The organism is Leucobacter chromiireducens subsp. solipictus (genome assembly GCF_016758195.1).
GTDB lineage: Bacteria > Actinomycetota > Actinomycetes > Actinomycetales > Microbacteriaceae > Leucobacter > Leucobacter solipictus.
The window spans coordinates 309,395-327,515 of sequence record NZ_QYAC01000004.1 but is presented as its reverse complement, the minus strand read 5'-3'; the positions used below and the strand labels follow the sequence as shown (position 1 = coordinate 327,515).

Sequence of the window (18,121 nt, the reverse complement as noted above, 5' to 3'; positions counted from 1 at the left end):
TCATAGCCGCCCCGTCCGCCACAACACATGCTGCGCCGCTTCCCACTGATCCTGCGTGTGCGTCCCGAGGCTCGCCGTGAGCACATGCGCTCGCACCCACGGCCCGAGCACCGGCCGGTCGTCGTCGTTCTCGGTAGCTATCGGGAGCCGGTGGCGTAGCTCGACGAATCGGCGTGCGCGTCGGAGGTTTCGCCACCACTCGACCTCCCGCGGTGCCAGCTGCCAGCAGGGGATGTAGCGATCGATGTTCTCCCGCTGCCGTGGCGTGAGGTCTTGCTCATGTCGAAGATGGAGGAGCCATGCCGCCGGATTTGGGGTCATGTGGCGGTGCGGGCTGACCAGCGGGAGGCGGTGATGCGCAGCGTAGTGCCGATGCACGTAGCTCATGTTCCGCGCCCACTGCAGCCCGTTCGGCTCGACGATGTGCATCGGATCGAGAGCCACCGGCAGCGTGCCCACTACCAGTCCGCCGCCTGCCGCTGCTTCCATCTGTGGCAGCGCGTGCAGGTCGTCGTGCAGGCCGACCGCGAGGGCAGCATAGTCGGCACGGAGATGTCGTACCGCGCGGGTGTCGCGGGCGCGAGGCGTGAGGAAAGCGATGCTGCGGTCGAAGGCTTCGATGTTGACCTCGATGAGCGGTTTCACTTCCACACGACCTCGATGCGATGTAAGTTGATTCCCCGATGCCCCTTCATCCCCTCGGGGACTCGCTTCACGCGGATCCGCATCAGGCTGCGCACGATCCGGCGCTGGTCTTCCAGCGAGAGCTTCGCCCACGCCTCCCGCACGCTGCTGGAACCGGCGACATCCCTCACCTGCTGGTCGAGTCCTGCGAGACGTTCCAAACGCTCCTGGGCGGCGCGAATCTTCGGCTGGACGCGTGCCTCCTGATCGAAAAGGAGGCTGAGGTCACGCGTCGCCTCGGCCTTCACTCGCACCTCTTCGAGCCAGCGTTGATGCCCAGCGATCTCCTGCCGGAGTATCTCGCGCTCCACCTGTGTATCCGCCTCCTGCTGACCTACGACTACAAGGAAGTCGGGGCGCGACAGACGGGCGATGATGAGCTCAGTGACTGCGTGGTCGAGGTGAGATTGCTTCATGGCCACGTGGAAACCCGAGACTCCAGGCAACCCCTGGCAGATGTACGACCAGTAGCGCTCGCGGGGGACGGGGTTGCCTGCTGCGTCGAGCTTCCTTGAGCCGCGGTTCTGCGGGAAAACACCCATCCACGCGCTGCATTCATCGCACTGGGCGATCCCGACGAGCAGCCTTTTCGCCCGCGAATCTTTCGGGCTGCCAAAACTCACCCTGCTTGCGTTGATCTGCTGCAGAGCGTCCCAGTCCTCGCGGCTGACGAGGGGAGGCCAGACCGCCTCGGTAGATGCGACCCGGCCGTGGTGGAGTCTTACCCCGGTGTAGGCTTCGGCGTTCAACAATTGACTCACTGAGGATGAGCTCCATCCAGTGATGGTGCGCGGGGTTTTGAACTGCTGCGGGCGGCGGGGCGGGATTTTTGACTCGTTCAGCCACTTCGCGATGCTGTTGTATGACTGTCCAGCGAGGGCACGACGAAAAACCTCGCGCACGACCGGCGCCTGTTCGGGGTGCGGTTCGATGCGGAGAAGCTGACGCGTTTCGCTGTCATAGATTCTCTTGTAGCCGTAGAGATTCTTCCCATGCACCTGACCGCGCTCCGCCGCAGATTTCGCGCTGCGGCGCAGACGCTCGCTCGTCTTCGCGCTCTCGTACTCTGAGTCGACCGCGTCTTCGAGGAGCGACCTGCGGTCGCGCGCGTTCCTTGGATCGTAGAGGCGCTGGTGGGTGACGACCAAAACGCGCACGCCGCGCTCGGCCAGCAGGTCGAGCAGATCAACCCACTCCCCGGCGCGACGGCTGCCGCGCGACGATTCCCAGAGCACGAGCGCGTCGGCACCGAAGGTATTCTCCTCAAGGTCGGACATCAGCTGCTCAAAACCCTCGCGGCTTTTCTTGGCGTACCGTGAGGCGCTCCGGTCATCGTCGCGGTAGGGGATCGGGTGCATCGTCCAGCCGTTGCGCTTTACCGCTTCGACGTTATCGTGGTGCTGCTCGTCCGGCGACCGACCGGTGCCGTAGCGGTCCTTGGATACCCTGAGATACTCTCGACAGACCAGCTTTTCTTCGCTCCGCATTACTCACCCTTCGACGGCCAAAATTGGCTCTGCGTAAGTAATGCGCGGTGTCATCTGGGAAGCAATCGGTCTCCGGTGCGAATTCGGTCTAATGCGGGGTTCCGCGAAATTAGGGTTGCCCGGGCAATTGCACACGGGCCTGTAGAAATATTGATCAGGTTTGGGGCTCCAACAAACCTGGAGTGCATCCGCTCGTCGGGTACTAACGCCGTTACGGGTAACCATGTCGGAGTTTCATTCAGGCCGAACCAGGGGGCTAGGTTGCCTTAGTCTCTGACTGCTTTTTGAGCTTTAGGCGCAGTTAGACCCCGGCCTGAGATGAATCCCAATCCCAGATTATTCACGAAGCGACGTAATGCACTGTGACAGAAGTTCGTGAAGGTCTTCACGCTGTTGAACACTCAGGCCGGCGACCATTTTCTCTTCTATCGCATCAATTAGCGTCGCCGCGCTCGACAGAAGCTGCTGCCCATCATCGGTGAGCGCTGTAGGAAGTGCGCGCCCTCCGGCTGGAGAAGCCGATCGCTCAACAAGGTTGCGATACTGCAAGCTACGCAAGAGTGTGTTCATCGTCTGTCTGGTGACGAAAGCTCCGCGGGCGAGCTCGGAATTTGAAGCCCCTGGAGAACGCCCCAGAAGCTCAAGGCATGCATATTGGGGGGTCGTTAAACCAAGTGGGCGAAGTGCTTCATCCATTCGGGAACGCAGCACTGATTGGGTTTCTTTAAGCCGGTAGCCAATCAGTGCCTCGAGATGTTCGACATTTTGCGCCATGTAAGTATTCTGACATAGAGTGACAGTGTCAGCACGCTGAGATTCACTTGAAAGGAAATCACATGACTGTCACTGGCCCCTCATTTATTGCGCTCCAGGTGAAAGACGTTGCGCGCGCAGCAGCGTTCTATGAGCAGCAGGTTGGACTCACTCGCACTGACATGAACCGGCCTGGCGCTGTGGTCTTTGCAACCTCGCCAATCCCTTTTGCTGTACGGGAACCAATGCCAGGTACAGACCTGAATCAAGGGGTGCGGCCTGGGAACGGTGTCGCCCTCTGGCTACACTGCGACGCAACACAGGATCTCCACGATTCACTTACCTCTAACGGAGTAGAGATTCTGCGTTCACCTGAGCGAGGCCCGTTTGGGCTCATGTTTACCTTTGCCGACCTCGACGGGTACGCAGTGACCGTCCACGACCAGGCATGACCAACCCAAGCCTTACGTTGCCTCGGCCGCCAGGATTCTCCCTGGCGGCCAGCAGCCGGTTCGCAATGAATTTTCCAGCGAGTCAGCAAAGCGAGGCCTCAGCGTCCCTCGATCTCGCCTTTGCGCTTGACGACACCTGGCTGCCTGTTGGGGTTCATCTCCGGGAACATGATGATTCGATTCAGGCCCAAATTGTTTCTAACCCAGGAGGAGCAGGCACATCGCAGATACGAGAAAACATCACACGGATTCTCAATTTGCATGTCGTAGACGATCCCATCACTGCAATCGGGCAGTGCGACCCAGTCGTCAGCCATTTGCAACGGCAATTCGAAGGACTTCGCCCCGTGCAATTCCCCACCCCTTGGGAGGCGGCCGCCTGGTCTGTAATTGGGCAACGAATTCGCATCACCCATGCTGCCTCCATCAAGCAGCGGCTTTCAGAGCGATTTGGAACGCGGATGGAGTTTCCGGGCGGCCAGGTGCTCCATGGCTTCCCAGGACCCGACACCGTACTGGCGCTTCCTGCCATGCCTGGACTCACCCTGCGCAAGTTCGATACTCTTAGAGGAGTCGCACAGGCCGCTCTCGATGGTGCGCTCAGCTCAGCTCACCTGCTGCAACTCGAACCGGAAGCTGCTCTAGCTGAGCTGCAGCGGCTTTATGGCATCGGGCCCTTCTCCGCTGAGCTCATCCTGATCCGCGGCGCCGGGACACCGGATCTGCTTCCGGCTAACGAGCCAAGACTCTCAAAGGCTATGGCTGCGCTCTACAGGACAGAGAACGCCGCAGTTCACCAGCAGATCGCAAAACAGTGGCAACCATTCAGAAGCTGGGTCACTCTGTTGATCAGGCAGTGGCTAGAAGCCGAAACGCACGAGATCGCAACGGGCATTTCCGCACGCCAGATTCCAGTTCCGCACTTCGCAGCTACGCCTTAACAAGCATCCCGAGATTCTGAGCCTCACTGCGCTTATGCCCTGATCGCGCCTAGGCTCTAATTCAGAGCGCGGTACCTTTTCTGTCTACAAAAGTGTGCACATTTGGTTTTCGGCTAGGGAAAGAGATGGGTAGGTGCAAACTGGCCTGAGGTTCTTAACCGCCAATAGCAGCAATGCAGGTTGTCGTCGCACCCCAAACTTTGGCTCTACGTAAGTAATCTGCGCTGTCATCTCCCACGCGATCAGTCTCTGGGGCAAACTGCGCACTCGTGACGAGTGCCGTGGGATGGGCCCTTGCCTGGGCTGGGGCCGGCCGGAGGGTCCGGATCCTGGGACAGGGTGCGGCGCTCGCGGGCTTCGTTTTCGTCGTCGGCCCGGACCCGAGTGTGCAGCGTGCGGCAGTCATGGCCGCCGTGGTCCTGCTCTCCGGATACGGCGGGAAGCGCGCGGTCGCCTTGCCAGCGCTCGGGTCGGCGATCGTGGTGCTCCTGCTGCGGGACCCGTGGCAGGCACTCCACCCCGGCTTCGCGCTCTCGGTCGCCGCGACCGCCGGCATCCTGCTGGCCGTGCCGACGATTCGGCGGGTACTCGTGACTCGGTTCCGCCTCCCTGCGTGGCTCGCCCTGCCGGTCGCGGTCGCGATCGCCGCGCAGCTCGCTTGCGGACCGCTGCTCCTCCTCCTGCAACCGGGTCTCCCCATTGTCGGCGTGCTCGCGAACGTGCTCGCGGCCCCGGCCGCGCCGTTCGGCACCGGAACGGGACTGCTCGCGCTCGTGCTGCTCCCGCTCCTGCCGCAACTCGGCCTCCTGCTCGTGGCGCTGGCGTCCTGGTCCGCCCGGTGGCTCGAGGCGACCGCGGCGGTCACCGCGGCCCTCCCGGGCGCGCGATTGCCGTGGCCGGACGGGTGGGCGGGTGCGTTGCTCCTCGCCGGCGCGGAGCTGGCGCTCGCGCTGGCCTGGTGGGTGGGTACCGGCCGGGCGGACCGGAGCGGGGGCCGAGAACCCTGGGGCGGGACACGGCGGGTCACCCCGCGGGCGGCGCGGTGGGGGTGGGGGCTCGCCGCGACGGGACTCGGGGCGCTGCTCGGCCCCACCCTCGTGAGCCCGCTCGCCGTGCGCGCGGCCACTCCGGGCGACTGGAGCGTGGTCGCCTGCGACGTCGGGCAGGGGGACGCCCTGCTGCTTCGCGACCCGGCCGAACCGAAGACGGTGTTCCTGGTGGACACGGGTGACGACGCGGACGCGCTGACGGAATGCCTCGACCGCTTCGGCGTCGATCGGCTCGCAGCACTCATCATCAGCCACGACCATCAGGACCACTTCGGCGCGATCGATGCGGTCCTCGGGCGCGTGGATCGCGCGATCGTCGCGCCCGCACACCGCGAGTCGGAGGATGCGCGCCCGCTGCTCCTGGCGCTCGCGGCCGCGGACGTGCCCGTGGACATCGGTGTCGCCGAGCCGGTTTCGCGCGGAGCCACGCCCGCGGACGCTGCCGCGGGGACTGCCGCCCCCGCGGAGCCTGGCTCGGCCGTCACCTGGCGGGTGCTGGGTCCGCCGTCCGGCGTGGTGCCCGCGAACGCCAACGCGTCGAGCCTGGTCCTGCATGTCGAACTCGGGGAGCTTTCGGTGCTGCTCCTGGGGGACACGGGAGCCACCGAACACGCGGAGCTGATGCGGCGGCAACCCATGCTCCGTGCCGACGTCGTGAAAGTGGCGCATCACGGCTCGCGTGACCAGGCCCCCGAGCTCGCTGCGCGGGTGGGAGCTGAACTGGGGCTGGTCTCCGTCGGGGCCGAGAACCGGTACGGGCACCCCGCCCGGGAAACGCTGGCGGAGCTCGCCGCGGCGGGGACGGCAACGGCGCGGACGGATCGGCTGGGCCATATCGCCGTCAGCGGGAGCTCCGGGGCGCTGCGCGTCTGGGGCAGCCGGGCGGAGGCGGGCGACTGACCCGGCGACGCGGCGCCCGCTCTGGCGGCGAGTGTCGGTGGGCCCGGCTAGGCTGGACGGGTGGCAGCAGCACGAGGAACCCAGTCGAAATCCGCCCCGGCCAAGGCCGGGGCCAAGTCCGCTGCGGCGAAGATCACCCAGCTCGACTGGTCCGAAGCGCGCCCGGCCCCGGTCGTGCTCGTGAGCGGTCCCGAGACCTTCCTGGCCGACCGCGCCACACAGGCGATCCGGACGGCGCTCCACGAGGCGCATCCCGAGCTCGAGGTCCACGACGTCGACGCGGCCTCCTACGCGGCGGGGGAGCTCTTCACGCTGGCAAGTCCGTCGCTGTTTGCCGAGCCCCGGCTGCTCCGGGTCGAGGGCGTCGAAAAGAGCTCGGACGCGTTCATCGAGGACGCGAAGCGCTACGTTGCTGACCCCGCCGAAGACACGGTGCTCGTGCTCCGTCACGCCGGGGGGCAACGCGGCAAAGCCCTGCTCGATCTGCTCCGCCGCGGCACGCCGGGTGCCGTCGAGATTCCCTGCGCCGAGGTGAAGAAGGACGCGGACCGGCTCGCCTTCGCGCAGGCCGAGTTCCGGCGGCTCGGGGCGCAGATCAGCCCGGCCGCGTTGCGCATGCTCGTCGCCGCCTATGCCGGGGGGATCGGGGAGCTCGCGGGTGCTTGCGCGCAGCTCGTCTCCGACGTGGGGGCCCGCATCGACGAGGGTGCGGTGACCCGCGCGACCGAGGGGCGCGTTGAAACGAACGCGTTCCGTGTCGCCGACGCCGCCACGGCAGGGCGCGGAGCGGAAGCACTGGTGCTGCTCCGGCAGGCGCTCTCCACCGGAACCGACCCGATCCCCATGCTTGCCGCACTCAACATGAAGGTGCGGGCCATGGCCCGCGTGTTCGGGGCGACAGGCAGCGGCGGCCAGCTCGCGAAGGAGCTCGGCATGGCGCCCTGGCAAGTCGACCGGGCGCAGCGCGAGGTCCGCGGCTGGCGCGAAGAAGACCTCGCCCGCTGCATCGACCAAGCCGCAGAAACCGAGTGGCTCCTCAAGGGCGGCACCCGGGACCCCGAGTACGCGCTCGAACGCTTCGTGCTCCTCGTCGCCCGCCGCGGCCGCGAACGAGCCTAGCTGTACTGACCTCGACGCGCCGTGCGCTGGCGGCCGCGCCGAGGCCGCGGCCGCGCCGAGGCCGCGAACGCGCCGAGCGCTGGCTGACGCGCCGAGCAACAGCGAATGCGCCTCGCGCGGGCTGAACCCGCCGGTCAGCGCTGAACCCGCCGGTCTGCGGCTGAACTCGCTAGTCCGGGCGAAACCCGCTGGTTCGGGCTGAACCCGCTGGTTCGGGCTGAACCCGCTGGTTCGGGCTGAACCCGCCGGTCCGCGGCGGAACCCGCCGGTCAGCGCTGGCGGACGCGGTGCCTGGGACGGCCGCTGGGGAACACTCCCCGGGAAACGCACAACGGGCCCCGCCGAAGCGGAGCCCGTTGTACTGAGATTCCTCAGAACCCGAAGGGGTGCGACTTAGAGCGCGGCAGCCTTCGCGGCGAGCGCCGACTTGCGGTTCGCAGCCTGGTTCTTGTGGATGACACCCTTGGAGACAGCCTTGTCGAGCTTGCGGCTCGCAGCCTGCACCTTTGCCTGAGCGGCAGCCTTGTCGCCGGTCGCGATGGCGGTACGGGCGGCGCGCACGGCGGTGCGGAGCTCGCTCTTGTACGCACGGTTGCGCTCGGTTGCCTTCTGGTTGGTCTTGATGCGCTTGATCTGCGACTTAATGTTTGCCACGTTGGGTTACGTCCTTACGGGGTACGACTGAATAAGGTGGATCCGCGCGGCGAGAGAGGGCACCTTGCGGGGTGTGTGGTGTGATCCACACGCAAGCCAAGAGTCAACTCTAGCAGATCAGGCCCGCGGCACGCGACGGTGCCGAGGGCGTGTGTCGCGGGGCGCGGCGGTCAATGGATCCGCACGGTTACGCGCGGTCGCCCGCGGGGGCAAGCGCGCCCGGAGCCATGACGGCGTCCCCGACGCGGATCGCTCCGCCGCGGCCTCGGGGGAGCAGGAGCCGGCCCAGGGTGGGGCGGCGCTGCCCGAGCTGCTGGGTCAGGGTAGTCAGGACGGGGAGGTCGCGCACGCCGGTATCGGGGTTCGCGTGGGTCGCGAGGCAGCGCACGATCTCGCCCTGCGGTGCGAACGCGACCTCGCCGAGACGCACCTCGTCGTCCCAGCGCAGTTCCGCCTCGCTCTCGACCCCAGCGATGACGACGTTCGATCGGAAGCGGCGGTGATCGACCGGGGCTGCGACGGCCTCGGCGAGCGCGGCGACGCTCGCTTCGCTGTGCACGGACACAAAACCGCGCGCGCGATCCTGAAAGCGGGAGGTGACGCCGTCGCCCACGAGCGCCAAGGGCAGCCGTCCGGGGCGCTCGAGCCGCGCGGCCTCGGGTGATGCGAGCACAAACTCCGCCATCGCTGCCTCGAGCCGCCGGCGCCCCTCGGGCTCGAGGTTCCCTTCGACGAGCAGCGCGCCCTCGTGCCAGAACCGGAGGAGCCGCTCCGACTCCCGGTACTCGAGGCGCAGCGCGGCGAGGGACGGGAAGTCCTGGAGCGAGAGTCCGCGGGCCTTGGGCCAGTAGTCGAGCCCGTCCTTCTCCTCCGGGGTGGCCGCGTTGCCGAAGCGGAACGCGAGCACGCGGTCGCCCGCCACCCGGCCATCGTCTTGCACCACGATCGAGCTGCGGGCTTCGGGGGTGAACCCCTTCACGGGATACCGGGAGAGTGCAACGACGCTGGCCATGACAGCCATTCTTGCAGGAACCCCAGCTCCCCGCGGGGGTCAAGGGTTCGTGGCCGCCCGCAGGGATCCTCGCGCGCGCGGCGCGCGTGTCCGCTCACGGATGAGCAACTCGGCCCCGCGGCGTGCGATAATGGCCCACAATGTCTCCACGCAGCCTGAACCCCCCAGTCCCGGCGTCGACCGACCCCGCGCGCATCCGCAACTTCTGCATCATCGCGCACATCGACCACGGCAAGTCGACGCTTGCCGACCGTATGTTGCAGGTCACCGGCACCGTGCCAGACCGCGAAATGCGGGCGCAGTACCTCGACCGGATGGACATCGAGCGCGAGCGCGGCATCACGATCAAGTCCCAGGCGGTGCGTATGCACTGGGACGTCGACGGGGTCGCGCACGCCCTGAACATGATCGACACGCCGGGTCACGTCGACTTCAGCTACGAGGTGTCTCGCTCGCTGGCCGCCTGCGAAGGGGCGATCCTGCTCGTCGACGCGGCACAGGGGATCGAGGCGCAAACGCTCGCGAACCTGTACCTCGCGATGGAGAACGACCTCGAGATCATCCCGGTGCTCAACAAGATCGATCTCCCGGCGGCGGATCCGGAGCGGGTCTCCCGAGAGATCGCGGACCTCATCGGGGGCGACCCCGACGACATCCTGAAGGTGTCGGGCAAGACGGGGGCTGGGGTCGAGGAGCTGCTCGACCGAGTCACGCAGCGCATTCCCGCGCCGGTCGGAAACCCGGACGCCCCGCCGCGCGCCATGATTTTCGACTCCGTGTATGACGCCTACCGCGGCGTCGTTACGTACGTCCGGATGGTTGACGGCAAGCTTTCGCCGCGCGAGAAGATCCAGATGATGTCGACCGGGTCGGATCACGAGGCGCTGGAGATTGGCGTGTCCGCGCCGGGCCCGACCCCGACCCAGGGGCTCGCGGTCGGCGAGGTCGGCTACCTCATTACGGGCGTGAAAGACGTGCGCCAGTCGAAGGTGGGCGACACGATCACGTCGAAGCGCGAGCCGGCCACCGAGCCGCTGCCGGGCTACACCGATCCGAAGCCCATGGTGTTTTCGGGCCTGTACCCGCTCGATGGCAGCGACTACCCGGTGCTGCGCGAAGCGCTCGACAAGCTCAAGCTTGAGGACGCGGCGCTGCAGTTCGAGCCGGAGACCTCGGTGGCGCTCGGATTCGGGTTCCGCTGTGGCTTCCTGGGCCTGCTGCACCTGGAGATCATCTCGGAACGTCTGCGCCGCGAGTTCGACCTTGACCTGATCGCGACCGCCCCCAGCGTGATCTACGAGGTCGCCACCGAGGACGGCAAGACGGTCACGGTGACGAACCCGTCCGAATATCCCGAGGGCAAGATCCAGAGTGTGCGCGAGCCGGTCGTGAAGACCGCGATCCTCGCCCCTAAGGACTACGTGGGCGCGATCATGGAGCTCTGCCAGAGCCGCCGCGGCTCGCTGCTCGGCATGGAGTATCTCGGCGAACGCGTGGAGCTGCGCTACAGCATTCCGCTCGGTGAGATCGTGTTCGACTTCTTCGATCATCTGAAGAGCCGCACGCAGGGCTACGCGAGCCTCGACTACGAGCCCATGGGGGATCAGGAAGCGGATCTCGTCAAGGTGGACATCCTCCTGCAGGGGGACAAGGTCGATGCCTTCAGTGCGATCGTGCACCGCGACAACGCCTACCACTACGGCACCATGATGACGGAGCGGCTGCGCAAGCTGATCCCGCGTCAGCAGTTCGAGGTGCCGATCCAGGCCGCGATCGGATCGCGCGTGATCGCCCGCGAGACGATCCGCGCGATCCGCAAGGACGTGCTCGCCAAGTGCTACGGCGGTGACATCAGCCGAAAGCGCAAGCTGCTCGAGAAGCAGAAGGAAGGCAAGAAGCGCATGAAGATGGTGGGCCGCGTCGAGGTGCCGCAGGAGGCATTCATCGCCGCGCTCTCCGGAGACGTGGAAGGCAAGGAGACGGCCAAGAAATGAGCGACGGCCAGCCCACGCGCCGCCAGAGTCACGTCGACATGCCGGTGAGCTACGCCGCGGTGGGCGCCTCGCGTGCCCCCGACCTGCTGCGCTACCCGCCGAACGGCAGCACGCCGTACGAGGAGACGCTGCGGCTCGGCAGCGGCCAGGAACGGTTCCTGGTGGCGTCGAGCCTCCTGATGACCTGGGGCGCGCAGCGCGGTGCCGGCATGACGGTCCGCGAGGTGCAGCGCGGGACCGGCAGCGAGTACCAGGGCCCCGAGTTCGACGCTGCGGGCACGCCCCAGGCGGCCGCGGCACCCGAGGAGCATTTCGGCCCGGACGGCGATCCCTATGTGGTTCCCGGCACGCGGGCGATGCTCGGCGCCGCGGGTCAGCCTGAGCGGGAGGTGCTGGTCATCTACACGGTGACGGAGGATCGAACGGTGGGCTTCGCCTGGGGCACCGCGGACGAGCAGGGTGTGGTCGGCGAACAGCAGTTCGGGATCGAACTGCGCGAGGACGACACCGTGTGGGCGTTTGCTCGTGGCTTCCTCGACGCGCCGAAGAGCGGCCTGCTCGGGCTGCGCGCCCGTGCGGAGCTGAAGCTCGCCGTGGAGCAGGTGCGCGCCCAGCTCGCGGCGCTCGCCCCGGGCGCACAGCCCGCGAGCACGGAGGGCCCGGGTGCCGAGCGTTCTGCCTGACGGCGATCCCGCGCCGGAGGACGGCTCGCTTCCTGAGAGCGTCCGTGCGGGGGCCGAATCCCGCCGCTTCGGCGTGTACGTGCACGTGCCGTATTGCCGGGTGCGCTGCGGGTACTGCGACTTTAATACCTACACGGCGAGCGAGCTCGGCGGGACGAGTCGCGCCGAGTACGCCGAGCAGGCGAGCTGGGAGCTGAGCTTCGGCGCCCGCGTCATGCGCGATGCGGGGCTTCCCGAGCGTCAGGTCTCGACGGTGTTTTTCGGAGGCGGTACGCCCACGCTCCTGCCCGCGAGCGATCTCACGGCGATGCTCGCGACGATCCGAGACGAGTGGGGGATCGCGCCGGGTGCCGAGGTGACCACCGAGGCGAACCCGGATTCGGTCGATGCCGCGTATCTGCGGGAGCTCGCTGCCGGCGGGTTCACCCGGGTGAGCTTCGGCATGCAGTCGGCCGTGCCGCACGTGTTGCAGACGCTCGATCGCACGCACCAGCCCGAGCGTGTGCCGCAGGTCGTTGCGTGGGCGCGCGAGGCCGGCCTCCAGGTGAGCGTCGATCTGATCTACGGCACCCCCGGCGAGTCCCTTGCGGATTGGGAACGGTCGCTCGACGCGGCGCTCGAGTGCGCGCCGGATCACATCTCCGCGTACGCGCTCATCGTCGAGGCGGGGACGAAACTGGCGGCGCAGATCCGGCGGGGCGAGGTCGCGGAGCCCGACGAGGATCTGCACGCCGAAATGTACGAGCTCGCCGAGGCGCGCTTTGCCGCGGCAGGGCTGCACTGGTACGAGATCAGCAATTGGTCCCGTTCTCCGGAGACCCGGTCTCGCCACAATCTCGCCTACTGGACGGGCGAGGACTGGTGGGCCGCCGGTCCGGGCGCGCACAGCCACGTGGGTGGGGTGCGCTGGTGGAACGTGAAGCACCCGGGTGCGTACGCGAGCCGGGTCCATGCCGGGGTGTCGCCGGCGCACTCCCGGGAGATCCTGAGCGCCGAGGCGCGGCGGGACGAACGCGTGCTGCTGGAAACCCGGATCGCCGAGGGCCTCCCGACGGAGGTGCTGGCACCCGGCGAGCGCGCGGCGATCCCCGGGCTGATCGCGGATGGCCTGATCGACGGCAGGGCCGCCATTGGCGGCCGCGTGGTGCCGACGCTGCGGGGTCGGTTGCTTGCCGACACCGTCGTGCACCGGATCCTGGGAGGAACCGGACCGTAGGACTGACCGTTTACGCAGTTGTTCCAAAGTGTTTCCTATGAGTAGCTTGTGTGAATTCATCCTATGTGCTATCTTTCACAGGGGTGGGAGTTGAGTGTGCTCTCGCGTTCACCCAACTTGGTTCAACGGTGAGGAAGGCAGCTTCATGCGAATGCGGCAAGTGTGCGCTGGCGCGACAGCGGCAGCATTGATCGTCAGCGGGGCGGTGCTCGGCACGAGCGCGGCGCAGGCGAGTGACGCGACGGACGCGGCGGGGCCGGACTACGTTCCGGCCGCGGAAATCACGAAGACGGCGACGCCCGAGGAGGAGACGGCCGCATATAATTCCTGGCACTTCGACCCCTCGAGGTCGCAAGACGTCACCCAGCAGCGCAACGGCGTGACGGTGCCGCGGGGTGCCGAGGTGCTCGTGCGGAAGGGCAACGGGAACGATCAGCTGGGGGCGGACGCGTCCGCCGAGGAGCGGGGTTCGATCGAAGACTTGGCCGCCAGCCTCGACATCGTCGCCTCGGATCTGAGCGCCGTGACATACCAGATCCCGGTGTTCTTCGACTACGACGAGGCGGGCAAGCCGAAGTACACCACGCTGCGGAAGCAGGCAGGCGAGGCCGCGGATGTGTGGACCACGAGCGGCGCAATCGGCACGGACTTCGCGGCGAATGCCAGCGGGGAACTCGGGGCGCTCGTCGACGCATTGGACGTCGACGAGGACGCGCGCGCCCTCGGTGCCGGATTCCTGGTCTACCGCCCCGCGAGCGACGTGCTCGTATCGAACTTCAGCGCCAGCGGGGTGACGACACAGTTCACGGCGGCCCCCGCGGCCACCACCCCGGGTGCCCCGGGCACCCCGAGCTTCGTCGACGCGAAGGATATCCGGCCCGACGAGAGCAGCTACCCGGGCTGGCATGAGGGGGTTGCTGCGGGCCCGGAGCGCGGCAGCTTTGCGACCGTCGTCGGCGAGCAGAAGAACCCGGCGGGCCTGAGGATCACGGGCAAGTCGCAGGTGCTGAACGGCTTCGCCGAGAACGACTTCCTGCCGAACGCGGCGGGTCTCGCCGCTGAGCTCACCGTGGTCGCGGACGCGGGCGGTGCCGATGTCTGGGCGCAGATCCCCGTATTCAGCTATCCGCAGGGCGTGGTCGAGCCGCAGTTCACGACGCTGCGTGCACTGGTTCCCGCGTCGGGGAAGCTCGCCGACGCGAGCGAGTGGGTGTCCTCGCGCGACATCTCCGATCAGGGCGGGGTGCTCATCGCGGCGAACACGCCGGCTCCGCTCGCCGCGATCGTCGCGGCACTGGGCGAACACGACGTGCTCGGCTACGGCGTGCACGTGGAGAGCGGCTCGGCCACGATCCAGTCGATCGTCTTCAACGGTGCGATCACCGAGTTCTTCACGGCCCCCGTGCCGGTCGATCCGGGTGAGGAAACCCCGAAGCCGAAGCCCGTGCTCACGGACGTGCCGAAGGGGCACAAGTTCTACGCGGACATCATGTGGATGCAGGAGCGTGGCATCACCACCGGCAACAAGCAGGTGGGCGCGGGCGGCAAGGTCACCTACACCTTCCAGCCGAAGGTTTCCGTGACCCGCGAGGCGATGGCCGCCTTCATGTTCCGCATCGAAGCTCCGAAGAACTACGTGGCCCCGAAGCAGTCCCCGTTCTCGGACGTGAAGCCGGGGGACAAGTTCTACGAGGAGATCGCGTGGATGTGGGACGCGAAGCTCTCGACGGGCATCAAGAACGGCGCGTCACTGCCGAAGTTCGCCCCGAAGGCGCACGTGAGCCGCGAGGCGATCGCCGCCTTCTTGTACCGCGACGCGGCCCCAAAGGGCTACCAGGCCCCGAAGGTGTCGCCCGTCTCTGACGTGAAGCCCGGGGACAAGTTCTACAAGGAGATCGCCTGGATGGTGGAAACGAAGCGCTCCACCGGGATCAAGCAGCCGAGCGGCAAGCCCAGCTACGCGCCGCAGGCGAAGCTGTCACGCGAGGCGATGGCCGCGTTCCTGCACCGCGCGGACGGGCTGCAGTAACGCGGGCGATCACGGACCCGTTCCGTAATCGCCAGAGCGCCGGGGCCGACAGCCCCGGCGCTCTTCGCGTTCAGCGGACAGCTGCAGTTCCCTCGGGCACCTGCGCTAGACTTGGCACTCAGGTTTCCCGAGTGCCAACCGGGATCGGACGGAAGAGTCGAGGAGGGGTCGTGGTTTCAGAGCGGAGTCTTGCCGTGCTGCACGCCATCGTCAGCGACTATGTCTCGTCGAACGAACCGGTCGGATCCAAGGCCATCGTGGACCGGCACCAGTTCGGGGTGTCCGCCGCGACGATCCGGAACGACATGGCGCTGCTCGAGGACGACGAGCTGATCGCGCAGCCGCACACCTCCTCCGGTCGTGTGCCCACGGACAAGGGGTACCGGCTCTACGTGGACACCCTCGCGAAGGTGCGGCCCCTCACCGCGGCACAGCGCTCGGCAATCGAGCGGTTCCTCGGCGAATCCACGGACCTCCACGACGTCATGGGGCGCACGGTTCGGCTGCTCGCGCAGCTCACGAACCAGGTCGCGGTCGCGCAGTACCCGTCGCTGCGCCGCACCGTGGTGCGCCACATCGACCTGGTCGCGATCGGCGAGGATCGCGTGCTGTGCGTGCTCATCCTCGGCAGCGGGGTCGTCGAGCAGCAGGTCGCGTGGCTGCCGGCATCGCAGGTCACGGAAGCCTGGGTGCACGGGCTCCGCGGCCGGATCGCGACCGCCGCGGTCGGCCGCGACGTGGAGGCCGCCGCCACCGCAATCGCGGATCTCGAGGCCACGATCGCCGACTGGGCCGGGCCCGACGAGGTCGATCTGGTGCGCCGTGTGCTCGACGTGGTGGGGACCCAGCTCAGCGCGAACCGGACCGACCGCATCGCCGTCGCCGGGGCCGCAAACCTCTCGCGGCCCGTCGAGTTCCAGGGGGCGCTGCCCGTGGTGCTCGAAGCGATTGAGGAGCAGGTGACGCTGCTGCGCTTGTTCGATGAGCTGGTGCAGGACGGTCGGGACGTCACCACCTCGATCGGTCGAGAAAACCACGCCTACGGCCTCTCCGCCGCCTCCGTGATCGCCTCGAACTACGAAGAGGACGGCACCGCCGTGGCCAAGCTCGGCGTGCTCGGGCCGCTGCGCATGGATTACGCCGGGAACATTTCCGCCGTGCGCGCGGTGGCCCGCTACCTGAACCGATTTCTGGGTGAGGACCGGTAGCCTTCGGCACCGTCCCGCCCCATCCGCTCGCAAACAATCTGAGGAGAATACCCCGTGGCAGATCACTACGAGACGCTGGGCGTGTCGCGCGAAGCGACCCCCGAGGAAATCAAGAAGGCCTACCGCCGACTTGCTCGTGAGCTGCACCCGGACGTCAACCCGAGTGAGGACGCCGCCGAGCGGTTCAAAGGCGTGACCCACGCCTATGACGTGCTGAGCGACCCCGAACAGCGCCAGCGGTACGACATGGGTGGCGGTCAGGGCGGTGCGGGCGGCTTCGGCGACATCTTCGAAACCTTCTTCGGCGGCGGCGGCTTCGGCGGGCAGCAGCGCGGCCCGCGCTCGCGCGCGGAGCGCGGCGACGACGCGATGATCCGGGTCGATGTGCAGCTCGAAGAGGTGATCTTCGGCGTCCAGCGCGACGTGACGGTGAACACGGCGGTCCTGTGCTCCGTCTGCCAGGGCGCGTGCACGCAGCCGGGCACGCACCCCGTCACCTGTGACGTCTGCGGGGGGCAGGGGCAGGTGCAGCGCCAGGTGCGCTCGCTGTTTGGCAACGTCGTCACGATGCACCCGTGCGGCAGCTGCCAGGGCTACGGCACGATCATCGAACACCCCTGCGTTGAGTGCGCCGGCAAGGGCCGCGTGCGCGAACGCCGCACCATCACGGTGGACATCCCCTCGGGCATCGACACCGGGACCCGCCTGCAGATGCGCGGCGGCGGCGAGGTCGGGCCCGGCGGCGGACCCAACGGAGACCTCTTCATCGAATTCCGCGTCATGCACCACGACATCTTCAGCCGCGACGGCAACGACCTCCTGTGCACGATGCAGGTGTCGATGACCGACGCGATCCTCGGCGCCTCGGCGAAGCTCAGCGCGCTCGACGGCGAGGTCGAGGCTGAGGTCGAGGCTGGCGTGCAGTCCGGCGACGTCGTGACCGTGCGCGGTCGCGGCATCCAGGGCCTTCGGAGCACCACGCGCGGCGACCTGAAGATCGCCGTCCAGGTGGTCACCCCGCACAAGCTCTCCGGGCGCGAAAAGGATCTCGTGCGGCAGCTCGCCGCGCTGCGCAAGGACGAGCCCCCGCACCTGGGTGAGTTCCAGCAGGGCTTCTTCGGCAAGATCCGCGACCGATTCTTCCGCCAGGGCTAGGCGTGGCGAACCTCTACTATCGCGAGGACCTCGGCGCGGACGCGTTCGTGCCGGGCGCGGAGATCGAGGTGACCGGGGACGAGGCGCACCACGCGGTGCGCGTCAGCCGACTGCGGCTCGGCGAACAGATCCTGCTCGGAAACGGCGCCGGCGCACTCGGCCGTGGCACCGTGACCGAGGTGTCGAAACAGCGTTTCGTGGTGACCCTCGCGGAGGCGCAGTCCCGTACGGTCGGGACGCCGCGCCTGGTGCTCGCGCAAGCGCTCGCCAAGGGCGACCGCGACGAGCGCGCCGTCGAGCAGGCCACCGAGTTCGGGGTCGACGCGATCATGCCCTGGGAGGCCTCGCGATCCGTCTCGCGCTGGGCTGACGCCGAGAAGCGCGAGCGCGGCCGCGCGAAGTGGCAGCGCATCGCGCGGGAGGCGGCGAAGCAGTCGGTGCGCGCGATCGTTCCCGAGGTCGAAGCTGTCGCCTCGCTCGCCGACCTCGTGACGCGCGCCCAGGCCGAGGGGACCGCGGTGATCGCGCTCCACCCGGCGGGAACGGCACCCCTCAGCGCGTGGGCTGCGGAGCACGCGGCCGCGGCGAGCGAACTGATCCTGGTCATCGGTCCCGAGGGCGGTTTCGCCGACGCCGAGCTCGACACCCTCCGCGCAGCGGGGGCGGAGGTGCTCGTCCTGGGAACGACGGTCCTGCGCACGTCGAGCGCGGGGCCGGCCGCCCTCGCGCTGCTGCACACGGTCCTGGGCCGGTGGTAACCCGTATGACCCTCGCGCGATCCGCCA

Annotated in this window: 16 protein-coding genes; 11 read left to right on the top strand and 5 right to left on the bottom strand. The window is 67.7% G+C overall.

Features of this window, described 5'->3' with window-relative positions; translation table 11 throughout:
* From D3230_RS09410 to D3230_RS09400, 3 genes are all read right to left on the bottom strand, one after another.
* Window positions 1–645: a hypothetical protein gene (locus D3230_RS09410; protein ID WP_237467252.1), complete on the bottom strand. Its 645-nt coding sequence runs from the start codon at window positions 643–645 to the stop codon at window positions 1–3.
* Window positions 642–2,171 carry a recombinase family protein gene (locus D3230_RS09405; protein WP_202344764.1) on the bottom strand — a complete coding sequence of 510 codons (1,530 nt, stop codon included), beginning with the start codon at window positions 2,169–2,171 and terminating at the stop codon, window positions 642–644. The genes D3230_RS09410 and D3230_RS09405 overlap by 4 nt, the downstream gene beginning before the upstream one ends.
* Window positions 2,172–2,507: 336 nt before the next feature.
* Window positions 2,508–2,945 (bottom strand): MarR family winged helix-turn-helix transcriptional regulator, encoded by a 438-nt coding sequence (locus D3230_RS09400; RefSeq protein WP_202344763.1) that lies wholly within the window; start codon window positions 2,943–2,945, stop codon window positions 2,508–2,510.
* A gap of 62 nt (window positions 2,946–3,007) precedes the next feature.
* Between D3230_RS09400 and D3230_RS09395 the strand changes: the two genes are divergently transcribed.
* From D3230_RS09395 to holA, 4 genes are all read left to right on the top strand, one after another.
* Window positions 3,008–3,376: a VOC family protein gene (locus tag D3230_RS09395; RefSeq protein WP_202344762.1), complete on the top strand. Its 369-nt coding sequence runs from the start codon at window positions 3,008–3,010 to the stop codon at window positions 3,374–3,376.
* Complete coding sequence (locus tag D3230_RS09390) at window positions 3,373–4,317, top strand: DNA-3-methyladenine glycosylase family protein (protein WP_202344761.1); 945 nt, start codon at window positions 3,373–3,375, stop codon at window positions 4,315–4,317. The genes D3230_RS09395 and D3230_RS09390 overlap by 4 nt, the downstream gene beginning before the upstream one ends.
* A gap of 224 nt (window positions 4,318–4,541) precedes the next feature.
* Entirely contained in the window at window positions 4,542–6,266 is a 1,725-nt protein-coding gene (locus D3230_RS09385) for a ComEC/Rec2 family competence protein (RefSeq protein ID WP_202344872.1), read from the top strand.
* Window positions 6,267–6,326: 60 nt separating this feature from the next.
* Entirely contained in the window at window positions 6,327–7,385 is a 1,059-nt protein-coding gene (gene holA, locus D3230_RS09380) for a DNA polymerase III subunit delta (RefSeq protein ID WP_202344760.1), read from the top strand.
* 393 nt (window positions 7,386–7,778) lie between these two features.
* Here holA and rpsT read toward each other — a convergent pair whose 3' ends face one another.
* Together rpsT and D3230_RS09370 are read right to left on the bottom strand one after the other, a co-directional pair.
* Complete coding sequence (gene rpsT, locus D3230_RS09375; protein WP_202344759.1) at window positions 7,779–8,039, bottom strand: 30S ribosomal protein S20; 261 nt, start codon at window positions 8,037–8,039, stop codon at window positions 7,779–7,781.
* Between the two features lie 187 nt (window positions 8,040–8,226).
* Window positions 8,227–9,051: an MOSC domain-containing protein gene (locus D3230_RS09370; RefSeq protein ID WP_202344758.1), complete on the bottom strand. Its 825-nt coding sequence runs from the start codon at window positions 9,049–9,051 to the stop codon at window positions 8,227–8,229.
* 140 nt (window positions 9,052–9,191) lie between these two features.
* Between D3230_RS09370 and lepA the strand changes: the two genes are divergently transcribed.
* The 7 genes from lepA to D3230_RS09335 all read left to right on the top strand — a co-directional run bounded on the left by lepA (window position 9,192) and on the right by D3230_RS09335 (window position 18,094).
* Window positions 9,192–11,045: a translation elongation factor 4 gene (gene lepA, locus D3230_RS09365; RefSeq protein WP_202344757.1), complete on the top strand. Its 1,854-nt coding sequence runs from the start codon at window positions 9,192–9,194 to the stop codon at window positions 11,043–11,045.
* Complete coding sequence (locus D3230_RS09360; RefSeq protein WP_202344756.1) at window positions 11,042–11,728, top strand: DUF1990 family protein; 687 nt, start codon at window positions 11,042–11,044, stop codon at window positions 11,726–11,728. Before lepA ends, D3230_RS09360 begins: the two co-directional genes overlap by 4 nt.
* Window positions 11,709–12,944: a radical SAM family heme chaperone HemW gene (hemW, locus tag D3230_RS09355; RefSeq protein WP_202344755.1), complete on the top strand. Its 1,236-nt coding sequence runs from the start codon at window positions 11,709–11,711 to the stop codon at window positions 12,942–12,944. The genes D3230_RS09360 and hemW overlap by 20 nt, the downstream gene beginning before the upstream one ends.
* 145 nt (window positions 12,945–13,089) lie before the next feature.
* Window positions 13,090–14,973 carry an S-layer homology domain-containing protein gene (locus D3230_RS09350; protein WP_202344754.1) on the top strand — a complete coding sequence of 628 codons (1,884 nt, stop codon included), beginning with the start codon at window positions 13,090–13,092 and terminating at the stop codon, window positions 14,971–14,973.
* A gap of 170 nt (window positions 14,974–15,143) precedes the next feature.
* The gene (hrcA, locus tag D3230_RS09345; RefSeq protein ID WP_202344753.1) at window positions 15,144–16,181 is read left to right on the top strand and encodes a heat-inducible transcriptional repressor HrcA; all 1,038 of its coding nucleotides are present in this window, start codon (window positions 15,144–15,146) and stop codon (window positions 16,179–16,181) included.
* Between the two features lie 54 nt (window positions 16,182–16,235).
* Window positions 16,236–17,336 (top strand): molecular chaperone DnaJ, encoded by a 1,101-nt coding sequence (gene dnaJ, locus D3230_RS09340; protein WP_202344752.1) that lies wholly within the window; start codon window positions 16,236–16,238, stop codon window positions 17,334–17,336.
* 2 nt (window positions 17,337–17,338) lie between these two features.
* On the top strand, window positions 17,339–18,094 hold the full coding sequence (locus D3230_RS09335) for a 16S rRNA (uracil(1498)-N(3))-methyltransferase (RefSeq protein ID WP_202344751.1): 756 nt from the start codon (window positions 17,339–17,341) through the stop codon (window positions 18,092–18,094).
* Window positions 18,095–18,121: the final 27 nt, after the last annotated feature.